Here is an 11,573-nt window from a genome sequence, read left to right on the forward strand (position 1 = left end):
CCCGGTGCTCCAGGACCATGCGAACGGCACGCTCGCGCACTTCTGGTGAAAACTGGTTCGACTTCTTGCTCATGGCTCTATCCTCTCAGGGAAAAGAGCCTCCTCAAAACCCGGGGCGGTTCAAAGGGCAGGGCAGCACGCAGGCCCAAAAGAAGATCTACGAACGGCTTCAGGCCGCCTTCAAACCAGCTAACGACTCCGCCAAGAACAAGCTCAAGTATTAGCCATGCATCGCGCTCAGACAGTTGCGTCAGGGCTATTGCACGGGCGCGTGGGTGCGGCGATCGCGACCAAGGCGCTGACCAGCACTGACGCACAGCAACTGCGCGCGGCGCTCTCGCAGGACGCGAGTGATGCTCTTTACTCAGGCATATTGACCATCGGTGAGGCAGCTCAAGGGCTCGATCGAAGACTGTTCACTTGGGCGACGGTCAAGCTCTACTACAGCGTCTTCTATCTGACACGTGCAATGCTGGAATTTGGTGGGGCGAGCTTGATCTATGTTGGTAGGACACCGTACCTTTGGAAAGCCGTGGTTGGTGAGCGCCCCGAGAAGCGTTCGGGAAATACTCACGCGGTGGTGCTGGAAGCATTTGAGCAACTTGTTCCTGGCAGCCTTCTCCTATCCCAAACAATTGGAGCCGATACACCCTTCGCTTGGTTGATGGCAAGGCGAGAGGCAGCCAACTACAAGGTCGCGCGTTTCTCCGAGCCGAGTGCGCCCGCGCACTTCCGGAACATTGAGCGGTTTGGAGTACGTCGGTTACTTGGTGACTATATCGGCGACAACCTTCACATGTTCGCGTTCGATCCCGATCACGCCATGCTGGCCTACCCAATAGAAACGATGAAGCTCGCTTTGGGCATGCTAAAGACCGCGGTGAATAGCGCCGACGCAGCAGCGTTGGCGGCAGAGGACGTGACTTACCTCGCGAGCCAGTGCTTCGATCGCAACGGCAGAATTGCCGAGTTCCAACGATTGATTGCCGCGTAACTATTGGTTAATTGAGCTAGTTCTCGCTTGGCCGTGTTCCTCGCATGATGCTATGCATCTTTGTCGCTTCAAAGTGCCTAGTGATCATATTGACCAGCGCGTTCTTGCTTTGGCGCTTTTGCGATGTGAGTCCGAGGTGGTCTGCTAATGCAGAAAGAAAGACGACTGTAAACGCCTCCTCGTCGGAAAGCAAATACGTTTCGATCTCAGCGGGTGACATTTCCCGGAGCTTGGCTGCTATTTTTTCTGGTAGGCCCCCTTCCAATCTTGTCCGTGCCTTTGCATTCGGATCGCCTCCAGGCATAAGAGCCTGTAAGTCCGCCGACCGCTTTGGATCAAGCTCGGTATCTGGAAGCTGGCGTAATAGACGCGCCAACTGCTCTAGATATCGTGCGAATTCATGAGTCTTCATGTCGATGCCTAGACAATGCGCTTAAAGAATTCATCGACTACCTTGCCCATGTACATCGCCTGCTTTTCTGCGTTCTGCTGGGCGCGCGGAAGGTCGCTGTAGGCGAAGACGGGCAAGTTGACCTGTGCAGCAGTGGACATGCCATCGCCATCAGTGATGTAGTTTGTGAAGATAGCACCCGCCCCAAGTTGCCCGGCGGTGGATGCCATGATCTGCTCGTGTCCAGCCTTTGGCCCACCCCCATACTCGTCGACCATATTGAAAATGATGCCACCGAACTTCGTGTCACCATATGCGTCAGGTAGCCCTGCGTAGGTCCACATCGAACGGTAGTCTTGATTGAACTGGTCCATGTATTTCGTGATCTGGGATATGCCTACGGTCGATAGGAAATCGGGAATCGCAGGGACCACATAGTAGTCGCTTGCAAAGAATGCGTTCTGAGTGACAAGATTTACATTTGGAGGGCAATCAAGCAAGACATAGTCATACTCTTCAGCTACAGCGTCAATCACGTGCTTAATGACTGAGAGCTTTTCAATCTCAAACCGTGTTTCCTCGCGGTGATCCTTGCCTGATCGCTTTTCGCGCGCAAGCTTCATGTCCAGCAGCGTAAGTTCTTGATGTGAAAGGACAATACCGACCTGCGTAAAGACTTTTCCAGCTCTGGCACGAACCCGTTTCTCAAGAATTACATTCTTTGCATTTATCGGTGTTCGATCGAAGTACGCATCGAATACAGTCTTCAGCGTTGGCCCATTCTTTGCGTAGGTGTGATCCACGTACGCGGTAAGGCCTACTGCAAGAAACGAGAGGTTGCACTGAGCGTCCAGATCAATCAACAAGACTCTCTTTGAGTGTCTTGATGCTAGCCCTGCGGCTAGGTGAAGTGTGAGTGAGGTTTTGCCGACGCCACCCTTCCAGTTAATCATGCTGACGACGATTGGCACAGCTTTCTCCCTAAAGTTACAGTCGTGTAATTGACGCTTACATGAAGCCTACCATGCCAGCCGAGAGCCTGATGACTAAAAGAGGTCCGTTCGTGCGAGGATTTCTTGGCCAAGAGAGTCGCAGAATCGAATTTAAGGTAGGGCGATGGGAAGATCCCATGCGGATTCACCGGCAACGCGATGTTCCTGTCCTGCTGTCCTCGCAGCCCCACGCATGAGGGCATTGCCAGACATGCCCAAAAGTGACTCTTCAGAGGCTGGGCACATACCCTCTTCAGCAATGGATAAAGCGGTGGGTAGAAAAGCAAAACGGGCCGCGTGGGCCCGTTCGTCATCAATGCTTGTAGTGGAGGGCGGGATTCGAACCCGCGGTGGGGATTAGCCCACACACGCTTTCCAGGCGTGCGACTTAAACCGCTCATCCACCTCTCCGCGAAGCCTGCCATTGTAGCAGGCTAAAGATGTGGTTTTTCTCAGCCCCTGGCTTTTGTCGTGCCGACCATCTGCATGGCCGAGCCGATCAGCGCCGAAACCTCGGTCATGTTGCCCGGAACAATCAGGGTGGTGGTGGCGTCGGCGGCCACCTTGCCGTAGGCGTCCACAGCGCGCTCGGCCACCTTCAACTGCACCGCCTGCTCGCCACCAGGCTGCTGGATGGCGGCGGCAATGCGCTCGATCGCCTGCGCGGTCGCATCGGCCACAGCCGTGATCGAGGCCGCTTCACCCTGGGCCTTGTTGATGGCCGCCTGTTTCTCCCCTTCGGAGCGGGCAATGAAGGCTTCGCGCTCGCCGGTGGCGATGTTGATCTGCTCCTGACGGCGACCTTCCGATGCGGCGATCAGGGCGCGCTTCTCGCGTTCGGCCGTGATCTGCGCCTGCATGGCGTGCAGGATTTCCTTGGGTGGCGTCAGATCCTTGATTTCGTAGCGCAGCACCTTGACGCCCCAGTTGAGCGCCGCTTCGTCGATCGCCTGCACGACCTGGGCATTGATGATGTCGCGCTCTTCGAAGGTCTTGTCCAGTTCGAGCTTGCCGATCACCGAACGCAGCGAAGTCTGGGCCAGCTGGGTCACGGCGACGATGTAGTTCGACGAACCATAGCTGGCGCGCATCGGGTCTGTGACCTGGAAATACAGGATGCCGTCGACCTGCAGCTGGGTGTTGTCGCGCGTGATGCAGATCTGGCTGGGCACGTCCAGCGGAATTTCTTTCAGGCTGTGCTTGTAGGCGACTTTGTCGACGAAGGGCACGAGGAAGTTCAGGCCGGGTGCCAGGGTCGAGTTGTACTTGCCCAGCCGTTCGACCACCCAGGCGTTCTGCTGCGGCACGACCTTGACCGCGCGGATGATGAAGATCGCGGCAATGACAAATAGAAGGATGGCAATTTCCATGAAGACGTCCCTGTGAATTGAAAGATGAAACTCGGAGGCGCGAAGCGGCGCCGTGTTCAGGCCCGTTCGACCTGCAGCCGGCTGCCCACCAGTTCGTTGATCCGGAAGGTGCCGGGTTCGGCCGGCTGACCGGGCGCCAGCACCACGGTCCATTGCGCGCCGCGGTAGCGGACCTGGGCCGTGCCATCGGCCAGCCAGTGGTCGACCTGCAATGTCTCGCCGATGTCGAGGTTGACGCTGCGCAGCGAGCGCACTGAAGGATCGCCCCGGCGGCGTCGCTTGAACAGGTGACAGAGCACCACAGCGGAGGCACCGACCACCGCAGCCACGACCAGCTGTGCGGTTTCAGAAAGCCCCAGGTGCGCGGCCAGCGCCCCCGCGGCCAGGCCGATGGACAGCATCAGCAGATAGAAAGTCCCGGTGAACAGCTCCAGCGCGACCATCGCCGCGGCCAGCAGCCACCACACAGTCGACTCAGCCATGAAACGTCCTCCGTGTTCTGCAGCACGCCTGTCTGGCGTGCGCCACATTCTGCGCCAAAAGGGCGAACCAAAATTACGGTGCCCACCGATTTCCGTACACTTGCCCGCTTCCCAGTTCCACCCACGCTGCCCCGGACCGGTCCGGCAGGAGATCCCCGATGAAATTCCGCTTTCCCATCGTCATCATCGACGAGGACTTCCGTTCCGAAAACACCTCGGGCCTGGGCATTCGCGCGCTCGCGCAGGCCATTGAAACCGAGGGCTTCGAAGTCGTCGGTGTGACCAGTTACGGGGACCTGTCGCAGTTCGCGCAGCAGCAAAGCCGCGCCAGCGCCTTCATCCTGTCGATCGACGACGAAGAGTTCACCCCCGGCCCGGACCTGGACCCGGCTGTGCTGAACCTGCGCAACTTCATCGACGAAGTCCGCCGCAAGAACGCCGAAGTGCCGATCTACGTGCACGGCGAGACCAAGACCAGCCGCCACCTGCCCAACGACATCCTGCGCGAGCTGCACGGCTTCATCCACATGTTCGAGGACACGCCGGAATTCGTGGCGCGCCACATCATCCGCGAGGCCAAAAGCTACCTCGAAGGCATCCAGCCGCCGTTCTTCAAGGCGCTGCTGGACTACGCCGAAGACGGTTCGTACTCCTGGCACTGCCCGGGCCACTCGGGCGGCGTCGCGTTCCTCAAGAGCCCGGTGGGCCAGATGTACCACCAGTTCTACGGCGAGAACATGCTGCGTGCGGACGTGTGCAACGCGGTGGAGGAGCTGGGCCAGCTGCTGGACCACAACGGCGCGATCGGCGCCAGCGAGCGCAATGCCGCGCGCATTTTCAACGCCGACCACTGCTATTTCGTCACCAACGGCACCTCGACGTCCAACAAGATGGTCTGGCACCACACGGTGGCGCCGGGCGACGTGGTGGTGGTGGACCGCAACTGCCACAAGTCCATCCTGCACTCGATCATCATGACGGGCGCGATCCCGGTCTTCCTCAAGCCCACGCGCAACCACTACGGCATCATCGGCCCGATCCCGCAGGCCGAGTTCGAGATCGAGGCCATCCAGGCCAAGATCCGCGCCAACCCGCTGCTGGCCGGCGTGGACGCCGAAAAGGTCAAGCCGCGTATCCTGACCCTGACGCAGTCGACCTACGACGGCGTGCTCTACAACACCGAAACCATCAAGAACCTGCTGGACGGCTACGTCGAGAACCTGCACTTCGACGAGGCCTGGCTGCCGCACGCCGCCTTCCACCCGTTCTACGGCACCTACCACGCCATGGGCAAGAAGCGGGCGCGCCCGCAGAAATCGGTGGTGTACGCCACGCAGTCGATCCACAAGCTGCTGGCCGGCATCAGCCAGGCCAGCCACGTGCTGGTGCAGGACTCGCAGAGCACCAAGCTGGACCGCCACCTCTTCAACGAGGCCTACCTGATGCACACCAGCACCAGCCCGCAGTACAGCATCATCGCCAGCTGCGATGTGGCGGCCGCCATGATGGAACCGCCCGGCGGCACCGCGCTGGTGGAGGAGAGCATCGCCGAGGCGCTGGACTTCCGCCGCGCCATGCGTCAGATCGACGCTGAGTTCGGCGACGACGACTGGTGGTTCCAGGTGTGGGGCCCGGACGATCTGGTCGACGAAGGCATCGGCCGCGCCAGCGACTGGGTGCTCAATCGAAAGAAGGATGACAAGGACACCGAAGACGACTGGCACGGCTTCGGCGACATGGCGCCGGGCTTCAACATGCTGGACCCGATCAAGGCCACCATCGTCACACCGGGCCTGAACCTGGACGGGCGCTTCGAGCCGACCGGCATCCCGGCCTCCATCGTCACCAAGTTCCTGGCCGAGCACGGCGTGGTGGTCGAAAAGACCGGCCTGTACTCGTTCTTCATCATGTTCACCATCGGCATCACCAAGGGTCGCTGGAACACGCTGCTGACCGCGTTGCAGCAGTTCAAGGACGACTACGCCAAGAACCAGCCGATGTGGCGGATCATGCCGGAGTTCTGCGCCAAGCAGCCACGCTACGAGCAGATGGGCCTGCGCGACCTGTGCCAGCACGTGCACCAGCTGTACGCCAAGTACGACATCGCGCGCCTGACCACCGACATGTACCTGAGCGATCACACGCCGGCCATGAAGCCCAGCGACGCCTTCGCGAACATCGCCCACCGCACCACGCAGCGCGTGCCGATCGACGACCTGGAAGGCCGCATCACCACCAGCCTGGTAACGCCGTACCCGCCGGGCATTCCGCTGCTGATCCCGGGTGAGGTGTTCAACAAGAAGATCGTGGACTACCTCAAGTTCAACCGCGAGTTCGCGCGCGAATGCCCGGGCTTCGAGACCGACATCCACGGCCTGGTGCAGGAAACCGGCGCCGACGGTGTGGTTCGGTACTTTGCGGACTGCGTGAAGGCGGGGTAAGCTGGGGCTCCGAATCCAGAGGAGCACCGATGTTTCCCGAATACCGCGATCTGATCTCCCGCCTCAAGGGCCACGATCACCACTTCACCCGCCTGTTCGACAAACACAACGAGCTGGACCAGGCCATCCGGAACATGGAGGCCCACATCCAGCCGGCCACCACGGTCGAGATCGAGCGCCTGAAGAAAGAGAAGCTGGCCCTCAAGGACCAGATCTACGCCCATCTGCGTCAGGCGGCCAGCACCTGATCACCCCATGAACAGCCCGCTCAGCGCGGGCTGTTTGCTTGTGGCGGCTTGAAGTCGGGGCGTTCGCGCAGGTAGGTCGCGAAGCGGGGCAGGCCGCTGTCGTGCAACCCCCGGTAGCGGTAGGTAACCCAGGTGCCCAGGGCCGGCGGATGTTCCCGCTGGACGTCCGTGAACCCGCTGCCCAGGCGGAACCGAAGACCCTCGGGCGTTTCCACTTCCAGCGCGCCCAGGCGCCCGGCGTGTCTGCCCTTGCCGGGCAGGTGCGCCAGCACACGGGCTTCGGCGTCGTCGAAGGGTTTGAGCTTGACCAGGTCTTCGCCGCGCACCGCGCGGTAGAGCGAGTCGCCCCGGTGCAGCATCAGCCCTTCCGCTCCGGCACGCACCACCGACCTGAGCTGGCGCTGCAGCGCTTCATGGCTCTCGACGCGCTGCTGCGGCACCGCCACCACCCAGGACAGGTTCAGCCGCGCCAGCAGGGACTGGTAGGCCTGCAGCCGGGCATCGAACACGCCCGGGTGTGCCGGCAGATCGAACACCATGAACCGCATCTGGCGCCAGGCCGTGTCGTCGGGCTGCAGCTGCCGGACCGTGGCGCTGGCATGTTCAAAGCGGCCGCGGCCAGCCCAGAGTTCACCGTCCATGGGCTCCGCGGGCCAGCCTTCGGTGAACCAGGCCGGCGGATTCAGGCGCTCGCCCCCGCGCGACCACAGCTGTTTCCCGTCCCAGTAGCCACGCACGCCGTCGTATTTCTCGCTGACCCAGTAGGCCCCGAGATCCAGTCCGGGGTGGTACTTCCCGGCCAACATGAGCGCCGGCGCGGCAGGCTCCGCGCTGGAAACGAACGGGCACAAAAAAGCACCGGCCACCGCAGCGAGGAAGCTGCGGCGGCCGGTGCTGGTCATGTCGATGGTCAGGGCGGAGTGAAACCGATCAGGCGACCGACTCGCTGTCGCGGCTGATGCCGGCGGTCTGGCTGAAGCCGCAATCGACGTAAGTGATCTCGGAGGTCACGCCCGAGGCCAGGTCCGACAGCAGGAAGGCGGCCACGTTGCCGACGTCTTCGATCGTCACGTTGCGGCGCAGCGGGGAGGCGGCGGCCACGTAGCCCAGCAGCTTGCCGAAGTCCTTGATGCCGCTGGCGGCCAGGGTCTTGATCGGGCCGGCGCTGATGCCGTTGACGCGCATGCCGCGTGGGCCGAGCGACTCGGCCAGGTAACGCACGCTGGCTTCCAGGCTGGCCTTGGCCAGACCCATGGTGTTGTAGTTCGGAATGGTCCGCAGCGCGCCCAGGTAGCTCAGCGTCAGCAACGCGGCGTTGGGGTTCAGGTAGGGCAGGGAAGCCTTGGCCATGGCCGGGAAGCTGTAGGCGCTGATGTCGTGCGCGATGCGGAAGTTCTCGCGGGTCAGTCCGTCGAGGAAGTCGCCACCGATGGCCTCGCGCGGGGCGAAACCGATGCTGTGCACGAAGCCGTCGAAGGTCGGCCAGGTCTGCGACAGGTCGGCAAACAGCTTCTCGATCTGGGCGTCGTCGCCGACGTCACAATCAAAGATCAGGCTCGAATTGAAATCGGCGGCGAATTCGGTGATGCGGTCCTTGAACCGTTCACCCACGTAGCTGAAAGCCAGCTCCGCCCCTTGCGCGTGGCAGGCCTTGGCAATGCCGTAGGCGATGGACCGGTTGGACAGCACGCCCGTGATCAGCAGTTTTTTGCCGGCGAGAAAACCCATTGTTCAGACTCCAGAAAAATTTCCAGCAGAATTGTCGCATGCATGTCCCCCGTGTCCGGCTTCCCCGTCCGTTGCGCCCGCTGTTCCTCTTGGCGCTGGGGTTTCTGGCGGCGCCGGTCTGGGCCGCCCATGGCTACGCGCTCTGGGGAGAACTGCGTTACCCGGCGGATTTCCAGCACTTCGCCTATGTCAATCCGCAGGCGCCCAAAGGCGGCGAGCTGCGGCTGGTGAGCAACCTGCGGGTCTCCACCTTCGACAAATACAACCCATTCACCCAGCGCGGATCGGCACCGGCCTACCTGTCCAACCTCATGTTCGACAGCCTGCTGGCCAGCGCGCTGGACGAGACCGGCGCGGCCTACGGCCTGCTGGCGCAGGACGTCAGCCTGGCGCCCGATCGTCTGTCGGTCACCTTCAAATTGCGACCCGAGGCCCGCTTCCACAACGGCCAGCCGGTGCTGGCGGCAGACGTGAAGCACAGCTACGACACGCTCGTTGGCCCTTACACCTCGCCCGCCTACAAAACGATTCTGGAAGATGTGGCCGGCGCGGATGTGGTCGACGACCGCACGGTTCGGTTCCGGTTCAAGAAGTTCAACCGCGAACTGCCGCTGACCGTGGGCGGCCTGCCGGTGTTCAGCCGGGCCTGGGGCGACGAGAAGGACCCGAAGACCGGGCAGCGCAAGGGCTTTGACCAGGTGGTGATGGACGTCCCCATCGGCAGCGGGCCCTACAGGATCGGGCCGGTTCGGTTCGGCAAGGACATCACCTACGTGCGCGACCCGAAGTACTGGGCACGCGAACTGCCGGTGCGTCGCGGCACGGCCAATTTCGACCGCATCACGGTCAAGATCTACAAAGACGGTACCGCCCGCCTGGAGGCGCTCAAGGCGGGCGAGTTCGACCTGATGCGTTTCTTTTCGGCGGGTGACTGGGCGCGGCGGGTCAACGGCAAGCGCTTCGACACCGGTGAACTGGTCAAGGCCGAGTTCACCCACAAGCTGCCGACCGGTTTCCAGAGCTATGTGCTCAACACCCGCCGCCCGCCGCTGGACGACATCCGGGTGCGCGAGGCGCTGGGCCTGGCGCTGGACTACGAGTGGATGAACCGCCAGATGTTCTACGGCGGCTACCAGCGGGTGCAGGGCCTGTTCGGCAACACCGACTGCGCGGCCGAGGGGCCGCCGGGCGCGGCCGAACTGGCGTTGCTGGAGCCTTGGCGCAAGCAGCTGCCCACGGCGGTATTCGGTCCGGCCTATCGCGCGCCGCGCACCGACGGCAACGACTCCCTGCGGGGCAACCTGCGCAAGGCGCAAGCCCTGCTGCGAGACGCCGGCTGGACGGTGCGCGATGGCGCGCTGCGCAACACCAAGGGCGATGCCATGGTGCTCGAATACCTCGACAGCCAGGAAACCGGCGCGCGCACGGTCACCCCCTGGTCGCGCAATCTGGAAAAGCTGGGCGTGCAGCTGAATTTCCGGCCGGTCGACTTCGCCCTGTACCAGCAGCGCCTGCAAACCTTCAACTTCGACATCACGTCGCTGGCGTTTGGCGGCACGCACAACCCGGGGCCGGAATACGCGGATCTGTTCGGCAGCAAGGCCGCCGACACGGAGGACTCCGGCAACATGGCCGGCGTCAAGAGTCCGGCCGTCGACGCGCTGATTGCGCGCATGGTCGGCGCTGAAACCCGACCCGAATTCCTGGCCGCCTGCCATGCGCTGGAGCGCGCGATCACGCACAGCCACTATCTGGTGCCGCAGTGGTCGGCCAGCACCCACCGCATGGTCTACAACGCCTGGCGGCTGGCCCGCCCCGACACGATGCCACCGTACGCCGCCGGCGAGGACTGGGCCATCGACACCTGGTGGAGCAAGCCCTGACCGGGCGGTACAGACATGTGGTCCTACATCTTCAAACGCCTGCTGCTGATGATCCCGACGCTGTTCGGGGTGCTGCTGCTGACCTTCGTGGTGATCCAGTTCGTGCCGGGCGGCCCGGTGGAGCAGTACCTGGCCGAGGCCAAAGCGGGCAAAGGCGTGGGCGCGGAAGGTGGCTCGGTCTACCGCGGCGCGCAGGGCGTCGACGCCAAGCGGCTGGAACAGATCAAGGCACTTTACGGATTTGACAAACCGGCGCACGAGCGCTTCTTCCAGATGCTGGGCCAGTTCGCGCGCTTCGACCTGGGCACCAGCTTCTTCCAGAACAAGGCGGTGTCGCAGCTCATCGTCGAGAAGCTGCCGGTGTCGATCAGCCTGGGCCTCTGGACTTTCTTCATCAGCTACCTGGTCGCCGTGCCGCTGGGCGTGGCCAAGGCCGTGCGGGCGGGCTCGCGCTTCGATCTGGTGACCACGCTGCTGGTGCTGGTGGGCTACGCGATCCCGGGCTTCGTGCTGGGCGTGGCGCTGCTGGTGGTCTTTGGTGGGCAGTTGCAGTGGTTTCCGCTGCGCGGGCTCACGTCGTCGAACTGGGACGAGATGACCTGGGGCGCGCGCATCGTCGACTACCTCTGGCACATCACACTGCCGGTGACGGCGATGGTGCTGGGCAGCTTCGCGGTGACGGCGATGCTGACCAAGAACGCCTTCCTCGAAGAGATCCGCAAGCAGTACGTGATGACGGCGCGCGCCAAGGGGCTGAGCGAGCGGCAGGTGCTGTGGAAGCACGTGTTCCGCAACGCGCTGATCCCCATCGTGACCGGGTTTCCGGCGGCCTTCATCGGTGCCTTTTTCACCGGCGCGCTGCTGATCGAGACCCAGTTCTCGCTCGATGGGCTGGGCCTGCTGGGTTATGAAAGCGTGATCCGGCGCGACTACCCGGTGGTGCTGGGCACGCTGTTCCTGTTCACCCTGATCGGTCTGGTCACCAAGCTGATCTCCGATCTCTGTTACGTGTGGGTCGACCCGCGCGTGAAGTTCGACTGACGC

The 11,573-nt window shown here is 62.5% G+C and carries 12 protein-coding genes and 1 tRNA gene; 6 read left to right on the plus strand and 7 right to left on the minus strand.

All coding sequences use genetic code 11. The features are described 5' to 3' along the window. On the plus strand, window positions 1-224 hold a 224-nt coding region (locus tag ACS5NL_RS21000), incomplete at its 5' end, for a hypothetical protein (RefSeq protein ID WP_439355913.1). 47 nt (window positions 225-271) lie between these two features. Beyond that, window positions 272-994, plus strand: coding sequence for a hypothetical protein (locus ACS5NL_RS21005; protein WP_439355914.1), 723 nt, complete (start codon window positions 272-274; stop codon window positions 992-994). A 16-nt stretch (window positions 995-1,010) separates the two neighbouring features. Here ACS5NL_RS21005 and ACS5NL_RS21010 read toward each other — a convergent pair whose 3' ends face one another. The 5 genes from ACS5NL_RS21010 to ACS5NL_RS21030 all read right to left on the minus strand — a co-directional run bounded on the left by ACS5NL_RS21010 (window position 1,011) and on the right by ACS5NL_RS21030 (window position 4,229). Beyond that, the gene (locus ACS5NL_RS21010; RefSeq protein ID WP_439355915.1) at window positions 1,011-1,406 is read right to left on the minus strand and encodes a hypothetical protein; all 396 of its coding nucleotides are present in this window, start codon (window positions 1,404-1,406) and stop codon (window positions 1,011-1,013) included. Between the two features lie 8 nt (window positions 1,407-1,414). Next, complete coding sequence (locus ACS5NL_RS21015) at window positions 1,415-2,356, minus strand: ParA family protein (RefSeq protein WP_439355916.1); 942 nt, start codon at window positions 2,354-2,356, stop codon at window positions 1,415-1,417. A gap of 347 nt (window positions 2,357-2,703) precedes the next feature. Further along, window positions 2,704-2,788, minus strand: a tRNA-Ser gene (locus ACS5NL_RS21020). Between the two features lie 41 nt (window positions 2,789-2,829). Continuing rightward, window positions 2,830-3,747, minus strand: coding sequence for an SPFH domain-containing protein (locus tag ACS5NL_RS21025; RefSeq protein ID WP_439355917.1), 918 nt, complete (start codon window positions 3,745-3,747; stop codon window positions 2,830-2,832). A gap of 56 nt (window positions 3,748-3,803) precedes the next feature. Further along, complete coding sequence (locus tag ACS5NL_RS21030) at window positions 3,804-4,229, minus strand: NfeD family protein (protein WP_439355918.1); 426 nt, start codon at window positions 4,227-4,229, stop codon at window positions 3,804-3,806. A gap of 158 nt (window positions 4,230-4,387) precedes the next feature. Here ACS5NL_RS21030 and ACS5NL_RS21035 point away from each other — a divergent pair, with 158 nt between their 5' ends. Further along, window positions 4,388-6,670, plus strand: coding sequence for an Orn/Lys/Arg family decarboxylase (locus tag ACS5NL_RS21035; RefSeq protein WP_439355919.1), 2,283 nt, complete (start codon window positions 4,388-4,390; stop codon window positions 6,668-6,670). Window positions 6,671-6,699: 29 nt separating this feature from the next. Then, complete coding sequence (locus ACS5NL_RS21040; protein WP_439355920.1) at window positions 6,700-6,918, plus strand: HP1242/YdcH family protein; 219 nt, start codon at window positions 6,700-6,702, stop codon at window positions 6,916-6,918. A gap of 20 nt (window positions 6,919-6,938) precedes the next feature. Here the strand turns inward: ACS5NL_RS21040 and ACS5NL_RS21045 are convergent, their stop codons facing one another. Together ACS5NL_RS21045 and fabI are read right to left on the minus strand one after the other, a co-directional pair. Next, window positions 6,939-7,820 (minus strand): DNA ligase, encoded by an 882-nt coding sequence (locus ACS5NL_RS21045; RefSeq protein ID WP_439355921.1) that lies wholly within the window; start codon window positions 7,818-7,820, stop codon window positions 6,939-6,941. Between the two features lie 28 nt (window positions 7,821-7,848). Next, window positions 7,849-8,646 (minus strand): enoyl-ACP reductase FabI, encoded by a 798-nt coding sequence (fabI, locus tag ACS5NL_RS21050; protein WP_439355922.1) that lies wholly within the window; start codon window positions 8,644-8,646, stop codon window positions 7,849-7,851. Between the two features lie 38 nt (window positions 8,647-8,684). Between fabI and ACS5NL_RS21055 the strand changes: the two genes are divergently transcribed. Further along, window positions 8,685-10,529 (plus strand): extracellular solute-binding protein, encoded by a 1,845-nt coding sequence (locus ACS5NL_RS21055; protein ID WP_439355923.1) that lies wholly within the window; start codon window positions 8,685-8,687, stop codon window positions 10,527-10,529. A 15-nt stretch (window positions 10,530-10,544) separates the two neighbouring features. Then, a complete protein-coding gene (locus tag ACS5NL_RS21060; protein WP_439355924.1) occupies window positions 10,545-11,570 on the plus strand; it encodes a microcin C ABC transporter permease YejB in 1,026 nt (341 codons plus the stop codon). The last annotated feature ends 3 nt before the right edge of the window (window positions 11,571-11,573 follow it).

Origin of the sequence: Hydrogenophaga sedimenti, from assembly GCF_051857515.1 — a bacterium.
Classification (GTDB): Bacteria; Pseudomonadota; Gammaproteobacteria; order Burkholderiales; family Burkholderiaceae_C; genus Hydrogenophaga.

What these genes read in the sequence shown, in the direction of transcription:
- ACS5NL_RS21035 (WP_439355919.1), top strand. Translation starts at nt 4,388, where the DNA reads ATGAAATTCCGCTTTCCCATCGTCATCATCGACGAGGACTTCCGTTCC.
- ACS5NL_RS21055 (WP_439355923.1), top strand. Translation starts at nt 8,685, where the DNA reads ATGCATGTCCCCCGTGTCCGGCTTCCCCGTCCGTTGCGCCCGCTGTTC.
- ACS5NL_RS21040 (WP_439355920.1), top strand. Translation starts at nt 6,700, where the DNA reads ATGTTTCCCGAATACCGCGATCTGATCTCCCGCCTCAAGGGCCACGAT.
- ACS5NL_RS21030 (WP_439355918.1), bottom strand. Translation starts at nt 4,229, where the DNA reads ATGGCTGAGTCGACTGTGTGGTGGCTGCTGGCCGCGGCGATGGTCGCG.
- ACS5NL_RS21010 (WP_439355915.1), bottom strand. Translation starts at nt 1,406, where the DNA reads ATGAAGACTCATGAATTCGCACGATATCTAGAGCAGTTGGCGCGTCTA.
- ACS5NL_RS21045 (WP_439355921.1), bottom strand. Translation starts at nt 7,820, where the DNA reads ATGACCAGCACCGGCCGCCGCAGCTTCCTCGCTGCGGTGGCCGGTGCT.
- fabI (WP_439355922.1), bottom strand. Translation starts at nt 8,646, where the DNA reads ATGGGTTTTCTCGCCGGCAAAAAACTGCTGATCACGGGCGTGCTGTCC.
- ACS5NL_RS21025 (WP_439355917.1), bottom strand. Translation starts at nt 3,747, where the DNA reads ATGGAAATTGCCATCCTTCTATTTGTCATTGCCGCGATCTTCATCATC.
- ACS5NL_RS21060 (WP_439355924.1), top strand. Translation starts at nt 10,545, where the DNA reads ATGTGGTCCTACATCTTCAAACGCCTGCTGCTGATGATCCCGACGCTG.